The sequence below is a fragment of the Streptomyces sp. NPDC023723 genome (genome assembly GCF_040639815.1).
Lineage (GTDB): Bacteria > Actinomycetota > Actinomycetes > Streptomycetales > Streptomycetaceae > Streptomyces.
On sequence record NZ_JBFAAP010000035.1, the window covers coordinates 59,088 to 76,288 of the forward strand.

The following is a 17,201-nucleotide window of genomic DNA, read 5'->3' on the forward strand; positions in this document are numbered from 1 at the left end:
GTCACAGCACTCCCATCAGCGGGCCGCCGGGCAGCGGCACCCCGAGCAACTGGTCGAAGACGGCGTACGTGAGGACCGACAGCACCGCGGCGATCAGCGGATCGCGGTCGGGGCGCCGGCTGCCCAGCGCGAACGCGGCGCCCCAGAACAGCAGCGCGCCGGCGACCGGGAAGCCCGCGGGCTCGATGAGGACGGCCGCGCCGAGGAAGATCCCGGCGAGCAGCAGCACCGTACGCCAGTCGGCGGGTTCGGACAGGTCGACGTCCTCGCCGCCCTCGGCCTCGCCCCGGCCGCCGCGCAGCACGTCCACCGCGAGCAGCGCGGCGATCAAAAGCAGCCCGGCGCCGACCACGACGGGCACGGTCCGGGGGCCGATCGGACCGCGCTGGGTGATCTCGACGTCCATGGTCAGCGCGTCGGTCAGGACCAGCACGCCGAGCGCCAGCAGCAGTACACAGACGCCGAGTTCGGAATGGTCGCGCAGCCAGGAGCGGCGTCCGGCCCGCTCAGTGGTTCCCGTCGTCACAGTCCCAGCTCCCTCAGCACCGACACCACGCGCCGGTCCTGCGCCCGGAGGAAGTCACCGAACTCCGCACCGGTCAGGAAGGCGTCGTCCCACCCGTTGGTCGCCATCGACATCCGCCACTGGGGCGAGTCGTGCAACTCCTCGATCAGCGCGGTCAGTTTGGTCCGCTCGGCGTCCGACAGACCGGGCGGGGCGACGATGCCGCGCCAGTTGGTGAAGTCCACGTCGTACCCGGCCTCCGTCAGCGTGGGCGCGTCCAGGCCCGCGACCCGCTCCGGCCCGGTGACCGCCAGCAGCCGCAGCTCGCCCGCCCTGATCTGGTCGAGGTACTCGCCGACGCCCGAGACACCGAAGGCCACCTTGGCGCCGAGGATCGAGGCGAGCAGCTCGCCGCCGCCGTCGAACGGGACGTAGTTGACCGCCTTCGGGGCGATCCCCGCGGCCCGGGCCATCAGCATCGGCGCCAGGTGGTCCGGGCCGCCCGGTGACGAACCGCCGCCCACCGGCAGCTTGCCCGGATCCTGCCGCCAGGCGGTGACCAGCTCCTCGATCGTGCGGTACGGGGAGTCCTTGGCGACCACCACGACGTCCGGCTCCTCGGTGAGGCGGGCGATCGGCGTGGTGTCGGCGAGGGTACGGGGCGCGTCGTTGGAGCGGACGGCGCCGACCACGCCCAGGCCCATCGACATCGCCAGCCTGCCGTTGCCGTGCTCGCTCACCAGCCGGCTCAGACCCACCGTGCCGCCGGCGCCGGGCAGGTTGAACACCTCGATGCCGTGCGTCAGCCCGGCGTCCTCGGCGTCCTTCGCGGCCGTCCGGGCCGTGATGTCGTAGCCGCCGCCGGGGGTGTTGGGGACCATGAGGCGCAGGCCCGGGATCCGGGTACCGGTCCCGTCGCCGCCGCCGGTGTCCAGCAGCGGCGGTACCACGAGCACCAGCACGGCGGCCCCGAACAGGGCGAGGGGAGTGCGCAGACGCACGAGTGCCACCACCTGTCGTCGGGTCGGATGTGGGCACATGCTGCCCCGGCCGCCGCGGCCTGTCGTCCTTGCGTCGGCAACGGAGGTTGTGGTCTTTGCGGTCATCGTGATCGCACCGGTCTGGCGCCGGCCCGGCCGGTCTGCGAACGTCACGGCGGTGAGACCTCGGCCGCGAGACCGTCAGCCACCTCGTCGACGCGGTGGCAGAAGGAGCGACATGACGACCGGAACCAGGTGGACGAAGCCGATCGACACCCTCGTGGTCGACGACGACTTCATGGTGGCCCGGATCCACCGCGCCTACGTCGAACGCGTCACCCCCTTCCGGGTCGTCGGCGCCGCCACCACCGGCGAACAGGCCGTCGCCGCCGTCGACCGGCTCCGCCCCGACCTGATCCTGCTCGACCTGTACCTGCCGGACGTGTTCGGCCTCGACCTGCTGCCCCGGCTGCGCGCCGCCGGCCACGACTGCGACGTCATGGTGGTCAGCGCGGCCCGCGAGACGGACACGGTGCGCGCCGCCGTACGGCAGGGCGTCGTCGACTACCTCCTCAAACCCTTCGAGTTCGAGGACCTGCGGCTGCGCCTGGAACGGTACGCCGTGCAGCGCGGCCGGCTGCTGGCGACGGTGGTCCGCGGCCAGGCCGACGTGGACCGGGTGCTCGCGGGCGCGGCCGGTCCGGCGCCGGGCCCGGCCCTGCCCAAGGGCATGAGCGCGGAGACCGCCGAGCTGATCGAACGCACCCTGCGGACCGCCGACGGCACCCTGTCCGCCAGCGAGTGCGCCGCCCGCACCGGCGTCTCGCGGGTCAGCGCCCGGCGCTACCTGGAGTACTTCCACACCGTCGGCAGCGCCGAGGTCTCGCTGCGCTACGGCGTCGCCGGCCGCCCCGAACGCCGCTACCGCCACCGCGACGGCACGGCGGGCCCGAGGGACCTGCCGTCCACGGGAGAGGCGCGGGCGTGACGTGCCGCCGGGGCCCGCGAACCACTGGGCTCCCCGCGTCGCGCGCGGCCCGTCAGGAACGCGGCCGGGGCGCGTTCTGCAGGGCCCGGCCCAGGCCCGCCGCGTCGGTGCCCAGTTTGCGGTACACCGAGGAGAGCACCTGCCGCACCCCCTGCGCGGTGAGGCGCAGTTCCTTGGCGATTACGTCCGGCGGATCCGCGCGGACGGTCAGCTCGGCCGCCCGGCGCTCCCGCGCGGTCAGCGTGTCGGTCTGCCCGTACCGCAGCGGCAGCGGCCGCAGTCCGGCCGCGGAGAGCTCCGCCCTGGCCCGGCCGGCCAGCCCTTCCGCACCGCAGTGCACCGCGCGCTCCAGCCCCTGGTAGAGCCGGTCGGCGGCCTCCTGCACCCGGCCGTTGCGGGACAGCAGCACGCCGTGGCCCACCAGCGCGCGGGCCAGCTCATAGGCCGCGGGCGACGCCTCCAGGCACTCCACGGCCGCGCCGTACAGTTCCAGCGCGGCCGGCCCGCCGGTCACCTCCGCCTCGGTGCGCAGGGCCTGCCCGATCACCGACGCGGCGCCGAAGTCGCGGGCCCGCCGGACCGCGTCCCGGGCCAGGTCCACCGCCCGGCCGGGCTCGGTACGGGCCACCGCCCGGGCCAGGTGCAGCTGCCAGGGGCACCACGCGGGGTTGCGCCAGGCCCGTCCGTCCAGCCAATCGCCGACCTCGGTCAGGACCCGGGCCGCCGCCCGGTGCCGGCCCTCGGCCAGCAGCAGCTCGGCGTGCACCGTACGGGGATCGGGATAGATGACGGCGTTCGGCACGGCCTCGCCGTAGCGGTACCTGTCGGCGAGCCGGCGGGCCTCGGTGACCCGGCCCCGGGCCAGCAGGGTCTGGACCAGGATGCCGACGGCGAACCACTGCGCGGGCACCGCCCCGGCCACCCGGTCGGCGATCCCGAGGCCCGTCCGTACCAGGTCCTCCGCCTCGGCCAGCGAGCCGCGCCGGTAGCGGATGTAGCCGAAGAGGGCCTGGCCCAGGGCGAGATGGGAACCGCGCCAGCCCTTGCGCTCGCACTCGGCCAGGCCCTGGGTGAACAGTTCCTCCGCCCGGCCCGGCTGATCGGCGTACATGAACACCAGGGCGACGGAGACCGGCACCTCGAAGCCCTGGTGCTCGCTGGTCCAGCTCAGCCCGCCGGGCAGTGCCTCCTCGGCGAAGGCCAGCGCGGTGCGCCGCGGCTCGCCGCGCAGTACGGCGTCCCAGGCGCGCAGCCCGAGGATGTACCGTTCCTCCAGCCGGCGGCCGGGCAACCGCTCAGCCAGCCGGGCCAGCCGCCGGGAGCGCGCGGCGGAGTCGGGTTCGTCGGCGCGGAAGGCACTCCACACGAAGTGGTCGGCCTGCATCCGCAGCCGGACCCGGGCGTTGCCGGCCCGCCGGGCCTCCTGCCCGGGCATCGCGGCGGCTTCCGCGACCTGGTCGGTGTGGGCGAGCGCCTGGGCCAGCCGGAAGACGATCGAGGCGCGCAGCCCCGGGTCCACGTCGGGCTCCGCCAGCGCGTCCCGCAGGTGGCTGACGGTGGCCGCGGGGTCGATGAGGAAGGTGGCGCAGGCCAGTTCGTGCAGCAGGGCGGCCCGCTCCTCGGCCGGCGGCGGCTCCTGGAGCGCCCGGGCCAGCACCCGCCGGGCGGCCTCCGGCGCGCCGGCCCGCAGATACTCCCGGGCGGCCTCGCGCAGACAGGCGACGGCCGCGGGCTTGCCCTCGCAGGGCACCTCCAGCAGATGCCGGGCGGCGGCGGTGGGACCGAGCCCGGCGGAGCGCACGGCCTCGGCGGCGGTGTTGTGCATCCCGACCCGCAGCCCCGGCGGGACAGCCCGGTGGACCGCCGTGGCGATCAGCGGATGGACGAACTCCAGGCCCCCGCCGGCCCCCGTGCCGGTGGCCAGGATGCGGGCGGCGCGCAGCCGCTCGGTGGCCGCGGCGCCCTCCTCGGCGCCCACCACCGCCAAGGTGGCGGCCAGTTCCGGCGGGGCCGGCGAACCCAGTACGGCCACGGCCCACGCGAACCGGACGGTGGGACCGCCGAGCCGGTGCAGCCGGTCGAGCAGCCCCGGTCCCTTCACGGCCGAGGCGAGGCTGCGCATGGTGGCCAGATCGGCCCGGATGCCGGTCAGCCCGGCCTCGTCGAGCCGGGCAGCCAGTTCGACCGTCTCGAAGGGGCTGCCGCCGGTGAGTGTCCAGCACTCGGCGCAGAACGCGTCCTCGGCCGCCTCGCCCACCATGTTCCGCACGATCCGGGCCACGGCGGCCTCGGTGAGCGGGGCCAGGCTGTGCGGACGCTCGCCGTGCCGCTCCGTCAGCGCCCGGAACGCGTCCGCCTCCGGCGGCAGTTCGTCGGGGCGGTAGGCGGTGACGATCAGCAGCGGGAGGTCCTCGGCCCGGGGCGCGAAGGAGGCGAGCCAGCCGAGCGACTCCAGGTCCGCCCAGTGCGCGTCGTCCAGCAGCACCACGACCGGTGCCCTGCGCACCGTGAGCCGGGTCATCACCCAGTCCAGGCCGTCGCGCACGCCCAGTGGGTCGGGGGCCCGCGCGGCGCCGGTCGCCTCCAGACCGAGCGCGGCGGCCACGATGTCGTACCAACTGCCCAGGAACGCCCGGCGCTCCTGGTCGTCCAGCACCGCGAGCGAGGGCTGGAGCAGTTGGCGCAGCACGCGGAACGCCAGCTCCTGCTCGGTCTCGCCGCCGCGACCGGACAGCACCGTGCAGCCGCGGGCGACCGCCTCGGCCCGGGCCCGGGCCAGCAGCGTCGTCTTGCCCATCCCGGCCGGTCCGGTGAACGCGACGACGCCGCCCCGCCGGCCGTGCGGCGGGTCGCCGTCGGTGTCGCAGAGCCGGACCAATGCCTCGTCCAGTGCGCGGAGTTCCTGCCGTCGTTCCAGCAACGAACGGTTTCCGGTGCTCGGTTGACGCAGTCCAGTCGCCATGTGCCGTGCTGCTTCCTGTCGACGGCCGTCGGAGGACAGCGCCGAGCGTACGCCCGGCCTGCGTCAACTGCCCGGATTCTGAGACAGGTTCGACGAGGACGAGTGAATCGGGCAGCACTGGTGGATGAGGCGGGCCCCGGCTGGGTAACGTGGCTCGGATCGCCGTCAGCCGGACGACGCACCGCCGCCGCCGACGTATCCGCCGGGACCCCGCTCCGTACGGCGGGGGACCGCTCCGTTCGGCGGGGGACCGCGTCAGGCTCCCACCGGCACCCCCGCCGTCTCCGCGTATCGCGGTACCACGCGCGACCAGTGGTAGCAGCCGCGTATCCACCCCGCCATGCCGTCGATGTAGCCGGCCCCGGCCGGGCTCAGCTCGGGGGCGATCGTGTGCCGCAGGTGCTGGAATTCCTCGATCGTGCCGTTGATCCGCCGGACCGCCAGGGCGACCGCCTGGGGCAGGGAGCAGTCATGGGTCTGCCGGTAGGCGAGGGCCAGGTTGATCAGGCCGCCCGTGCGGTGTTCCTTCACCGCGGAGAACAGGTCGGGTATCCACACCGCGGCGTCGGCGGAGAGCCGGCCCAGCCGCCGCATCGCCGGGTGGTGCAGCTCCCGCTCGGTCAGTTCCGCCGGCTGCGCGGCCTCGCACAGCGGATAGAACGGCTCCACCCCGGCGATCAGCGCCCGGATCGAGGTGACCAGCGCGATCCGCGGCGGCAGCGAGTGGCTCTGCGCCACCGCCTCGTACAGCAGCCCGTGCACGTACTCGCGGCTGTGCCAGGCCCAGCGGGCCGCCTGGGCGGGTGTGCAGCGCTCCCGGACCCGCCGGTGCAGGTCGGCCAGGGCCGCCCCGAGCGGGGAGACCGGCGGCTCGCCGTCCCGCAGGATCGCGACGCTCTCGCACACCATCGGCAGCAACTGGTCCGGCCCCGGGCGGCCCAGTTCCTCCGCCCGGTCGTCGAAGACGAACTGGTAGGCGATCTGATCGGCGACCAGCTGGAGCAGATCGGCGTCCATCGTCGGGCTGTTGTAGGACGCGAGCTGGGCCGGACGGGTACGGACGATCATGTCCGCCACCGCCGGGTCGTCGGTCAGTCCCCAGCGGCGCAGCCAGGTGTCGACACCGGCCGCCGCCCGCCGCTCATGGGGGTTGGCCAGGAACGGGAAGGGCATGTGGAGCGTGCTCTCGATCAGTTCCTTGAGACTGCCCGGCTTCGCACCGACCGGCACACCGGCCCCGGCCGCCGCGCTCGTCGGACTCGCCGCACCCGTCGTGTTCGTCAACTGGGTCGTCATACGTCGTCACCTGCCGTTGGGAGTCCGGTGCGTGGCTGTCCGGTGCGTGGGAGTCCGGTGTGTGGGAGTCCGGTGTGTGGGAGTCCGGTCCGCGTGCCTTCGGCCCGGGGACCGGAAGCTCTGCCCGGCAGGTGCGCCCGGGGTTCGGGGATCAGGATCAGCGACCGGGGTCCCAGCGTGGCCGCCGGACGCGGCCGGCCGACCGGCCCGGACGGCGCGCGCAGCCGCCAGCGGCGGGCGACGACGGTCACGGCGGCGACGGCCTCGGTCATGGCGAAGGTGTCGCCGATGCACTTGCGGCTGCCCGCGGCGAACGGCAGCAGCGCCCCGCCCGTGCCGGCCGCCGCCGGGCCGCCCGGCAGCCACCGCTCCGGACGGAACCGGTCGGGCTCCGGGAACGACTCGTCCCGGTGGTGCAGGAGATAGGGGCTGTACAGGACGGTCGCGCCGCGCGGCAGCCGGTGCCCGCCCAGGTCGGTCGCCCGGGTGGTGAGCCGGGTGAACAGCCAGCCCGGCGGGCGCAGCCGCAGGGTCTCGGTGACCACCGCGCGGGTGCGCACCAGCCGGGCCAGCTCCTCGGGGCCGGGGACGGAGCGGCCGTCGAGGACCGCGTCCAGCTCCTCGGTCAGCGGGCGCTGCGCCTCCGGGTGGTCCGCCAGGAGCGCGAACACGGAGGCCAGACACATCGCGGTGCTCTCCACACCGGTGAGCAGGAGCGTGACGAGCTGGTCGCGGACCTCCCGCTCGGTGAGGGGAGCGTCCCCCTGGCCGTCCCCCGCGCCGCCGCCCGCGCGCGTGGCCGCCAGCAGGGTGCCCAGGAGGTCGTCGCGGGGCGCGCCGCGGCGGCGCTCGGCGACGAGGGCGTCGACCAGCGCGTGCAGCCGGAGCACCGCGCTGCGGTACCGCCGGTTGCCGGGGGTGGGCACCCGGAACAGGGCGTCGACCGGCACGACCGTCCGGACGAACAGCCCTGCGACCACCACCGCGAGACAGGAACGCACCGCCGCGGCCCGGCCCGCGTCCAGCGAGTCGGAGAAGAGCAGCCGGCTGGTGACCCCGGTGGTCAGGGCGATCATCGCGGCCGTCACGTCGACCCGCTGCCCGGGCCGCCAGGAGCGGCACACCGACGCGGCCTCCGCCGCCATGAGGCCGGTGCACGCGGCCACCCGCGCGGGGCTGAACGCCGGCTGCAACAGCCTGCGCTGGCGGCGGTGCGCGTCATGCGGACAGGTCACCAGGCCGTCGCCCATCAGCCCCCGCAGCCGGTCGTACAGCGGGCCGCCCTTGTCGAAGGTGCCCGGGTCCTTGAGTATCCGGTGGACCAGCTCGGGGTCGCAGACCACCCAGGCGCGGCGCGGCCCCAGCCGTATCTCCACCAAGTCGCCCCGCGCGGGCAGAGATTCGAGAAAGTCCAGCGGGCGCCGGAGCAGTGCGATAGCGTTTCCGAAGAACGGTAATATGCCCGGCGCAACACCGGTCGTCCAGCCGCGTTCCGTCGCGGATACGGCCTCGCTCATGGGACACCACCTGCCTCAGCCGACGTACGGGCGGGCCCGGTGACCGCTCACCGGGCCGCTGCTCGAGTCATTGTTCTGCCCAGCTCAACGGCTCGCGGTCGGCCCCTGTCCCCCCATGCGGGGGCGCACGGATGCACGAAGAGGCGTGTGTGGTTTTCCGTGTACGTCATTCGAGGCGGGGCGGGAGGCCGCCAGAGTGGTCGGGAGCGGCGTTCACCGCCCGGGCGCGCCCGCCCGCAGTCCGTCCATGACGAAGTCCAGCAGCCGGGTGGCGCGTGCCCGCCAGTTGTCGTGCGGCTCGATCTGCCACAGGCCCGCGATGGCGAGGTAGAAGTCGTCCGCGGTCACGCCGGGGCGGATGGTGCCGGCCCGCTCGTTGGCGCGCAGCAGGAGTTCGGCCGCGGCCGTCACCGGGGAGGGCACCGGCTTGGCCGGGCCGCCCGGGGTGCTGGTGGCCTGCCGGATGGCCTCGCCCAGGCCCGCCTTGGTCAGGGCGAAGCGGGCGAGATGGTCCAGCCACGCGCGCAGGGCATCCTCCGGCTCCCGCTCGGCGAGCAGTTCGGCCGCGCTGTCGGCGACCTGCCCCATCTCGTGCCGGTAGATCTCCAGGACCAGCGCCTCGCGGTTGGGGAAGTTGCGGTAGAACGTGCCCTGGCCGACGCCCGCCTTCTTGGCGATGGCGCTCAGCGGGGCGTTCGCGCAGGCCGTCAGCTCGGCGAGGGCCACTTCGAGGATCCGCTCACGGTTGCGCCGCGCGTCCGAGCGCGACGGCGACTTCTTCCCGGACTGTTCCACTCGTCCTCCTCGCGGGCCCTGGCCGAATCCGCTGGCCGAATCCCGTCCTTGATAACCGGACAGTTGTCCGTTACGTTTTCGTTGTGAGCGGACAGTTGTCCGGTTGATCTCAGCATATCCGTGGGCGCGCTACGCACCAGAGCCCCGCCCTCCCGGCCGCGCGCGGCCCCCCGCCGTGCCGCGCCCCGCCCGAGACCTTTTCCATCCCCCCTCTCGTACAGCGCCATTCCCTTCTGTTCCCAGACGCAAGAAGAAGGCTGATCATGGTTTCAGCGCCCTCGCCGACGTACAGCGCAATCACCTTGAACATCAACGGCGAGAAGCACCCCCTGACCGTCGACCACCGCACCACCCTGCTCGACGCGCTGCGCGAGCGGCTCGACCTGACCGGTACCAAGAAGGGCTGCGACCAGGGACAGTGCGGCGCCTGCACGGTCCTGATCGACGGACGCCGGTCGGTGGCCTGCCTCCAGCTCGCGGTCGCGGCCGACGGACGCGAGATCACCACCGTCGAGGGCCTGGCCGACGGCGACCGGCTGCACCCGGTGCAGCAGGCATTCCTCGACCTCGACGGCTACCAGTGCGGCTACTGCACACCCGGCCAGATCTGTTCGGCCGTCGCCGTCATAGAGGAGCACGCGGCCGGCTGGCCGAGCGCCGCCACCGACGACGTACGGCCCGAGGCGGGACCACCCGAGCTGACCCCCGAGGAGATCCGGGAACGGATGAGCGGCAACCTCTGCCGCTGCGCCGCCTACGTCTCCATCGTCGACGCGGTGGCCCGCGCCGCCGACGAGCGGGCGCGGACCACCGAGGAGGCGGCGGCATGAGGGAGTTCGGATACCGGCGCGCCGACGACGTCCCCGGCGCGGTCGCCCTGCTCGCCGCCGACCCGGACGCCCGCTATCTCGGCGGCGGCACCAACCTGGTCGACCTGATGAAGACCGGCGTCGAACGGCCCGGCCTGCTGGTCGACGTCCGCGAACTGCCGCTGGACGGCGTCGAGACGACCCCCGGCGGCGGTCTGCGCATCGGCGCGACCGTCACCAACAGCGACCTCGCCGCCCACCCCGAGGTGCGCCGCCGCTACCCGGCGCTGTCCCAGGCCGTCCTGGCCGGCGCCTCAGGACAGCTGCGCAACATGGCCACCGTCGGCGGCAACCTGCTCCAGCGCACCCGCTGCGGCTACTTCACCGACACCGCCCGCCCGTGCAACAAGCGGGCCCCCGGCAGCGGCTGCTCCGCCCTCGCCGGCGAGCACCACAATCACGCCATCCTGGGCGCCTCCGACCACTGCGTGGCCACCCACCCCTCGGACATGGGCGTGGCGCTGACCGCGTTCGACGCCGTCGTCACCTACCAGACGGCCGACGGACCGGGGGAGACCCCGCTCGCCGACTTCTACCTGCCGGTGGGCGACACCCCGCACCGGGAGACCGCCCTGCCGCCGGGCGCGCTGATCACCGGCGTGACGCTGCCGCCCGCCCCGGTCGCCGCCCGCTCCCGCTACCGCAAGGTGCGCGAACGCGCCTCCTACGCCTTCGCCATCGGCTCGGTGGCCGCCGCCCTCGACGTCCGCGACGGCGTCGTGCGGGACGTACGGCTGGCCTTCGGCGCGGTCGCCTCCCGGCCCTGGCGGGCCCGGACGGCGGAGCGCGCGCTGACCGGCGGCCCCGCCGACGCGGCGGCGTTCGCCGCCGCCGCGGACGCCGAACTGACGGCGGCCCGGCCGCTGCCCCACAACGGATACAAGGTGACCCTCATGCGCAACCTCGTGGTGGCCGTCCTGACGCAACTCGCCGAGGAGGCCGCCCGATGACCACCACCACGACCGGCCGCACCACGCCGCAGGGCGCCGTCGGCACCGCGCACACCCGCGTCGAGGGCCGCGCCAAGGTCACCGGAGCGGCCCGGTACTCCGGGGAGATCCCCTTCGCCGGCCTCGCCCACGGCTGGCTGGTGCTGTCCACCGTCGCCCGCGGCCGGATCCGCGCGGTCGAGACCGGTCCGGTGCTGGCCATGCCGGGCGTCGTCGCCGTGCTGCACCACGGCAACGCGCCGCGCGTGGAGACCGACTACATCGGCATGCTCGGCGTCCCCGACCCGACCGCCGCCGCCTTCCAGCACGACCGGGTGCCGCACGTCGGCTGGCCGGTGGCGCTCGTCGTCGCCGAGACCCCCGAACAGGCCCGGGAGGCCGCCGAGTCACTCGTCGTGAGCTACGACGAGGAGCCGCACGACGTGGCGCTCGCGGCGGACCGCCCGGACGCCTACCCGGCCGACGGGGTCATGCCCGGGGTGGCCGAGAAGGGCGACCTGGCGGCCGAACTGGCCGCGTCCGCGCACGTCGTGGACGCCGAGTACGGCACCCCCGAAGAGCACCACAGCATGATGGAGCCGCACGCGGCCACCGCCCGCTGGGACGGCGGCCGGCTGGAGGTCGTCGACTCCAACCAGGGCACCACCTGGGTGCAGGGCGAACTGGCCAAGATGTTCTCCCTCGACGAGTCCGCGGTCCGGGTCCGCTCCGAACACATCGGCGGCGGCTTCGGCAGCAAGGGCGTCCGCGTCCACCAGGTCTCCGCCGTGATGGCCGCCACCGTCCTCCAGCGACCGGTCCGCGTCGTGCTGACCCGGCGGCAGATGTTCTCCCTCACCGGCTACCGCAGCCCCACCCTCCAGCGGGTCCGGCTCGGCGCCGACGCCGACGGACGGCTGCGCGCCCTGGAACACCGCTCGCTGAGCCAGACGTCCACCGTCCACGAGTTCGTCGAGCCGAGCGCCGGCGTGGCCCGCGTGATGTACGACGCCGCCGCCCACCGCACGGTCAACGACGTCGTACGGCTCGACGTGCCGTCCCCGACCTTCATGCGCGCGCCGGGCGAGGCGCCCGGGTCGTTCGCCCTGGAGTCGGCGCTCGACGAACTCGCCGAGCGGACCGGTCTCGACCCGATCGAACTGCGGCTGCGCAACGAGCCGGAGACCGGACCGGTCTCCGGACTGCCGTTCAGCGGCCGCAACCTGGCCGCCTGCTTCCGCGAGGGCGCCCGCCGGTTCGGCTGGGCCGACCGCGACCCGCGCCCCCGGCTGCGCCGCGAGGGACACCGGCTGATCGGCACCGGCACGGCCGCCGCCTCCTTCCACGCCGGCGCCCTGCCCTCCACCGCCCTGGTGACCGCCGAGGCGGACGGCACCTTCACCGTGCGGATCGCCGCCGCCGACATCGGCACCGGCGCCCGTACCGCCCTCACCCTGGTCGCCGCCGACGCGCTGGAGACGACGCCCGACCGGGTCCGGGTGCACATCGGCGACAGCGACTTCGGGCCGTCGGGGATCGCCGGCGGCTCCATGGGCACCCGCTCCTGGGCCTGGGCGGTCGACGCCGCCGCCGCCGAACTGCGCGAACGGCTCGCCCTGGGCGCCGGCATCCCGCCCGAGGGCATCACCGTACGGTCCGACACCACCGAGGCGCTCACGTCCCTGGCGGAGAAGGAACGGCACTCGTTCGGGGCGCAGTTCGCCGAGGTCGCCGTGGACCCCGCCACCGGCGAGGTACGGGTGCGCCGGATGCTCGGCATCTTCGCGGCCGGCCGCATCGTCAACCCGCTCACCGCACGCAGCCAGCTGCTCGGCGGCATGGCCTGGGGCATCTCCATGGCGCTGCACGAGGAAGCGGTCCGGGACCAGTCCTTCGGCGGCCACTACGGAGCCGACCTGGCCGGCTACCACGTCGCCACCCACGCCGACGTCCCGCGCCTTGAGGCCGACTGGGTCGACGACCCCGACCCGGACGACCCGGTCGGCATCAAGGGTATCGGCGAGATCGGCGTCGTCGGGGCCGCGGCGGCCATCGCCAACGCCGTCTGGCACGCCACCGGGGTGCGGCACCGGCAGCTGCCGATCCGGCCGGACCGCGTCATCGAGGCGGGCGGACATGCTTGACATCGCCGGTGAACTGCACCGCTGGGCCGAGGAGGGCCGGGACTTCGCCGTCGCCACCGTGGTGTCGGTCGGCGGCAGCTCCCCGCGCGGCCTGGGCGCCGCCCTCGCCGTCGACGGCGAGGGCACGGTGATCGGCTCCGTCTCCGGCGGCTGCGTGGAGGGCGCGGTGTACGACCTGTGCGTGCAGGCCCTCCAGGACGGCCGGACGGTGCGCGAGCGGTTCGGCTACAGCGACGAGGACGCCTTCGCGGTCGGCCTGACCTGCGGCGGCGTCATCGACATCCTGATCACGCCGGTCCGCGCCGACGCGCCGCACCGGCCGGTGCTGGCGGCGGCGCTGGCGGCCGCCGCGGGTCAGCGGCCCGCCGCCGTCGCCCGGGTCGTCCGGGGACCGGCGGACCTGCTGGGACACGCCCTGCTGGTACGTCCCGACGGGTCCTGCGAGGGCGGTCTCGGCGGCCACCGGGACCTGGACCGGACGGCGGCGGCCGAGGCCCGCGCCCTGCTCGACGCCGGCCGCACCGACCTCGTAGGCCTCTCGGAGGACGGTTCGCACTGCCCCGGCGGACTCTCGCTGCTCGTCGAGTCGAGTGTGGTACCGCCCCGGATGATCGTGTTCGGCGCGGTGGACTTCGCGGCGGCGCTGGTACGGGCCGGCAAGTTCCTCGGCTACCGGGTCACGGTGTGCGACGCCCGGCCGGTCTTCGCCACGGCGGCCCGGTTCCCCGACGCCGACGAGATGGTCGTCGACTGGCCGCACCGCTATCTGCGCGCCACCGCCACGGACGCGCGGACGGTGCTGTGCGTGCTCACGCACGACGCCAAGTTCGACGTACCGCTGCTGACCGAGGCGCTGCGGATGCCGGTCGCGTTCGTCGGCGCGATGGGTTCGCGCCGCACCCACGCCGACCGCACCAGGCGGCTGCGCGAGGCCGGTCTGACCGACCGTGAACTGTCCCGGCTGCGCTCCCCGATCGGCCTCGACCTGGGTGCCCGCACCCCGGAGGAGACGGCGCTGTCCATCGCGGCGGAGATCGTCGCCGCCCGGCGCGGCGGCACCGGCGTGCCGCTCACCGGTTCGGGCGCGCCGATCCACCGGGACCGGGAGCTTTCGGGGACGGCGGCCTGAGCGGCGGGACGGGGCGGGTCAGCGCCGGCCCGCCCCGTGCCCGATCACTCCGTGCCCCTCCAGGGGGCCCACCGTCAGGCCGGCGGCACGGCAGCCGGCGACGACGGCGGGCAGGGCGCCGAGGGTCGCGCGCCAGCTTCCCGGGGCGGCCGCGTGGTCGCTGTCGTGCAGCAGAAGCGTGCCGCCGCCACGCAGGTCCGCGGCGGCGGTGCGGTGCACCGAGGCGGGCGTGGCGTCCCGCGTCCAGTCCCGGCCCCACGCCGTCCACAGCACCGGCCGCAGCCCCGTCCGCCGGGCGGCCGCCCAGCGGCCGGAGGTGAGGATGCCGTAGGGCGGGCGGTACCAGTACGGCCACCGGCCGGTGACCTCGCACACCGCCTGCGCGGCCCGGACCAGCTCGCGGGCGTCCAGGCCGGGCGAGGGCAGCCAGGGACGGTCGTGCGTCCAGCCGTGGACGGCGAGCTCATGGCCCCGGCGGACCGTCTCGGCGGCGACCGCCGGGTGGCGTGCGACGCGCTCGCCGAGGACGAAGAACGTGGCCCGCACCCCGAGGTCGTCCAGCACGTCGAGGAAGCGCGGGGTGGACGCGGGGTCGGGCCCGTCGTCGAAGGTGAGCGCGACGTGCCCGGGACGGCCGCGACCGGCCAACCCGGGCAGCAGACGGCGCCGCAGTCCCGGCAGCCAGGTCACGGCCGGACCGATGTGGGCGAGCGCCACGGCCAACGGCACCAGGGCGCTCGCCGCGCGCAGGGCGCGGTACCGGTCACTCATCCGGGGCTCCTCATGTCTGGGGCGGGTGCGGGTGCGGGTGTGCCAGGGGGCATGGTCGAGGTCGGGGCGGGTTGCTGGCGCGTGTTGCTGGGCCGCTCCCGAGGGCGGTGCGCGGGCCCGGTCGGTGTGGCGGGGACGCCTCCCGGGGCGCCTCCCTGCCCGGGATCGGCTCCGTGCCGCCGGCCGAGCCGGTCAAGGCAGCGGCGGAGGACGCCCGCCCCGCCGCTGCCGGTCCCCGCGTTGCGAGGGCTGGTCTCCGCCTCGCCGAGGCTGGTCTCCGCGTTGCGAGGGCTGGTCTCCGCCTCGCTGAGGCTGGTCTCCGCGTTGCGAGGGCTGGTCTCCGCCTCGCTGAGGCTGGTCTCCGCGTTGCGAGGGCTGGTCTCCGCCTCGCTGAGGTCGGTCTCCGCCTTGCGGAGACTGGTCCCCGCCTCGCTGAGGTCGGTCTCCGCCTTGCGAGGACTGGTCCCCGCCTCGCTGAGGTCGGTCCCCGCCTTGCGGAGACTGGTCCCCGCCCTGCCAAGGCCGGTCTCCGCCCCGCCGTGGCCGGGCCGCGTCCCGTCGTGGTCCGAGCCGCCGCGCGGGCCGGTCGGCCGTACCCGTCGACGGGCCGGCACCGTCGCGGGCCGCCGCCGCCGTGTCCCAGGTGCCGTGCACCGACGGCGCGCGGGCCAGCCCCAGGCTGCCGAGGCCGATCAGCGCCACCCCGAGCACCTCGGGCACGATCCGGATCCCGAGGGCGATCTCCTCCCCGAACAGGACCCAGCCCAGCGCCACGCTGGTCAGCGCGTCGCCGAGGGTCAGCGCGGGCTGGGAGGCGGCCAGCGTGCCCGCCCGCAGCGCGCTCTGGAGCAGCAGGAAGCTGAGTACGCCCACCACCGCCGTGGCGTACAGCGGCCACTGGGTCAGCACCGCGCCCACGCCCTGCGGGAACCGTCCGGTGACCTCCTTCAGCAGCGCCGCCGTCGCCCCGAAGGCCACCGCCGAGGCCGCGCCGAACAGCGCGGCACGCGGCGCGCCCCGGGTCAGCCGGCCGGCCGCGGCCAGCACGGCCACCGCGCACAGCACCGCCGGTCCGGCCGCCGCCCACCGGCCGGGCGTCGCGGTGTCCTGGCCGGCCGAGGGCGAGGCGGCGCCCAGGAACAGAGCCAGCCCCACGGCCAGCGCCCCGAACGCCAGCCAGGTCGTCGCATCGGGCCGATGGTGGAACACCACGCTGCCGACCACCAGGGTGAACAGCAGCTCACTGGCCATCAGCGGCTGGACGACGGCCAGACTGCCCACCGCCAGCGCCGCCGCCTGGAGCACGGTCGTCACCGCGAGCAGCGCCGCGCCGCCGACCCAGTACGGGTCCCGGACCAGCCGCAGCAGCCAGCGGACCGGGTGACCCGGCGGGGCGTCGTCCGCGTCCTGGGCGGCGGCCCGCCGCTGGAGGACCGACGCGGCGGCGTTGGACAGCGCCGCGAACAGCGCGAGGACGACGGTGAGCACACTCACCGCCGCGCACCCCCGCTCGCCCGGCCCGGCCGCCCGCTCATCCGAACCGGGCGGCCAGCCGCCGGTACAGCCCCGGCGCCGCCCCCCGGACCCGGCACGGCAGCCGCAGCCACCCCGGCACGTACACCTCGTCCCGCCCCCGCGCGACCGCGTCCCGGATCGCGTCCGCCACCCGCTCCGGCGGCACCGGACGGGGCCGGGACCGCCGGTAGGGCGCTCCCCGGCGTTCGAAGAAGGGGGTGTCGACGACCCCGGGGATCACATGGCTGACGCCCACCCCGGTCCCGCGCAGTTCGAGCCGCAGCGCGTCCGCGAAGGTGCCGAGCGCCGCCTTCGCGGCGGAGTAGACCGCCTCGCCCCGCACCCCCACACAGCCCGCCAGCGATCCGATGATCACCACCCGCCCGCTGCCCGCCGCCACCATGCCGGGCAGCAGCAGCCGCACCAGGCGCAGCGTGGCCACCAGATCGGTGCCGACCACCTCGTCGATGGCGGGCGCGGGCATGTCCCGGAACTCCCCGGCCCAGCCGATCCCGGCACCGGCCACCAGCAGGTCCACCCGACTCGCTCGCGCCAGGGTGAAGTCGGCGAGCAGGCGGTCGGCACCGGGAGCGGTGAGGTCGACGGCGAGGGCGGCGGCCGAGGAGTCGTCGGCGACGGCGCGCAGCCGCCCCGGATCGCGGCCGGTCAGTACCAGGTCCCAGGAGCCGTCGGCCCCCAGCCGCCGGGCCAGGGCCGCGCCGATGCCGGAGGAGGCCCCGGTCACCAGCGCCGTGCGCGTCCGGGTGCCCGCCGGGTCCGCCCGCCGCGGGGAGCGCGCGG

Annotated in this window: 13 protein-coding genes and 1 pseudogene; 5 read left to right on the forward strand and 9 right to left on the reverse strand. The window is 75.4% G+C overall.

Translation table 11 applies throughout. From position 1 onward, the window contains the following. Window position 1 precedes the first annotated feature (1 nt). Together AB0G32_RS28680 and AB0G32_RS28685 are read right to left on the reverse strand one after the other, a co-directional pair. Complete coding sequence (locus tag AB0G32_RS28680; RefSeq protein ID WP_361169386.1) at window positions 2–526, reverse strand: tripartite tricarboxylate transporter TctB family protein; 525 nt, start codon at window positions 524–526, stop codon at window positions 2–4. Then, on the reverse strand, window positions 523–1,506 hold the full coding sequence (locus tag AB0G32_RS28685) for a tripartite tricarboxylate transporter substrate binding protein (RefSeq protein ID WP_361169389.1): 984 nt from the start codon (window positions 1,504–1,506) through the stop codon (window positions 523–525). Before AB0G32_RS28685 ends, AB0G32_RS28680 begins: the two co-directional genes overlap by 4 nt. Window positions 1,507–1,723: 217 nt before the next feature. Between AB0G32_RS28685 and AB0G32_RS28690 the strand changes: the two genes are divergently transcribed. Next, window positions 1,724–2,473 (forward strand): response regulator, encoded by a 750-nt coding sequence (locus AB0G32_RS28690; protein WP_361169392.1) that lies wholly within the window; start codon window positions 1,724–1,726, stop codon window positions 2,471–2,473. Between the two features lie 52 nt (window positions 2,474–2,525). Here the strand turns inward: AB0G32_RS28690 and AB0G32_RS28695 are convergent, their stop codons facing one another. From AB0G32_RS28695 to AB0G32_RS28710, 4 genes are all read right to left on the reverse strand, one after another. Continuing rightward, window positions 2,526–5,435 carry an AAA family ATPase gene (locus AB0G32_RS28695; protein WP_361169395.1) on the reverse strand — a complete coding sequence of 970 codons (2,910 nt, stop codon included), beginning with the start codon at window positions 5,433–5,435 and terminating at the stop codon, window positions 2,526–2,528. A 255-nt stretch (window positions 5,436–5,690) separates the two neighbouring features. Then, window positions 5,691–6,731 (reverse strand): (-)-alpha-amorphene synthase, encoded by a 1,041-nt coding sequence (locus tag AB0G32_RS28700; protein WP_361169398.1) that lies wholly within the window; start codon window positions 6,729–6,731, stop codon window positions 5,691–5,693. Beyond that, window positions 6,728–8,248, reverse strand: coding sequence for a cytochrome P450 (locus AB0G32_RS28705; RefSeq protein ID WP_361169401.1), 1,521 nt, complete (start codon window positions 8,246–8,248; stop codon window positions 6,728–6,730). The genes AB0G32_RS28700 and AB0G32_RS28705 overlap by 4 nt, the downstream gene beginning before the upstream one ends. Before the next feature lie 213 nt (window positions 8,249–8,461). Next, window positions 8,462–9,043, reverse strand: a complete 582-nt coding sequence (locus tag AB0G32_RS28710; protein ID WP_361169404.1) for a TetR/AcrR family transcriptional regulator — start codon at window positions 9,041–9,043, stop codon at window positions 8,462–8,464. A 263-nt stretch (window positions 9,044–9,306) separates the two neighbouring features. Between AB0G32_RS28710 and AB0G32_RS28715 the strand changes: the two genes are divergently transcribed. From AB0G32_RS28715 to AB0G32_RS28730, 4 genes are read left to right on the forward strand one after another with little or no spacing between them, the layout of a single operon-like run. Next, window positions 9,307–9,873 carry a 2Fe-2S iron-sulfur cluster-binding protein gene (locus AB0G32_RS28715; RefSeq protein ID WP_361169407.1) on the forward strand — a complete coding sequence of 189 codons (567 nt, stop codon included), beginning with the start codon at window positions 9,307–9,309 and terminating at the stop codon, window positions 9,871–9,873. Next, window positions 9,870–10,862, forward strand: coding sequence for a xanthine dehydrogenase family protein subunit M (locus tag AB0G32_RS28720; protein ID WP_361169410.1), 993 nt, complete (start codon window positions 9,870–9,872; stop codon window positions 10,860–10,862). The genes AB0G32_RS28715 and AB0G32_RS28720 overlap by 4 nt, the downstream gene beginning before the upstream one ends. Next, the gene (locus AB0G32_RS28725) at window positions 10,859–12,985 is read left to right on the forward strand and encodes a xanthine dehydrogenase family protein molybdopterin-binding subunit (RefSeq protein WP_361169413.1); all 2,127 of its coding nucleotides are present in this window, start codon (window positions 10,859–10,861) and stop codon (window positions 12,983–12,985) included. The genes AB0G32_RS28720 and AB0G32_RS28725 overlap by 4 nt, the downstream gene beginning before the upstream one ends. Further along, entirely contained in the window at window positions 12,978–14,114 is a 1,137-nt protein-coding gene (locus AB0G32_RS28730; RefSeq protein WP_361169416.1) for an XdhC/CoxI family protein, read from the forward strand. Before AB0G32_RS28725 ends, AB0G32_RS28730 begins: the two co-directional genes overlap by 8 nt. A gap of 18 nt (window positions 14,115–14,132) precedes the next feature. Here the strand turns inward: AB0G32_RS28730 and AB0G32_RS28735 are convergent, their stop codons facing one another. The 3 genes and pseudogenes from AB0G32_RS28735 to AB0G32_RS28745 form a co-directional block, all read right to left on the reverse strand. Next, window positions 14,133–14,885: a polysaccharide deacetylase family protein gene (locus AB0G32_RS28735; RefSeq protein WP_361169419.1), complete on the reverse strand. Its 753-nt coding sequence runs from the start codon at window positions 14,883–14,885 to the stop codon at window positions 14,133–14,135. A 612-nt stretch (window positions 14,886–15,497) separates the two neighbouring features. Continuing rightward, window positions 15,498–16,379, reverse strand: a pseudogene (locus tag AB0G32_RS28740) (DMT family transporter); the annotation flags it as partial. Window positions 16,380–16,416: 37 nt separating this feature from the next. After that, window positions 16,417–17,201, reverse strand: a 785-nt coding sequence (locus AB0G32_RS28745) for an SDR family NAD(P)-dependent oxidoreductase (protein ID WP_361169422.1), incomplete at its 5' end; no start/stop codon positions are given.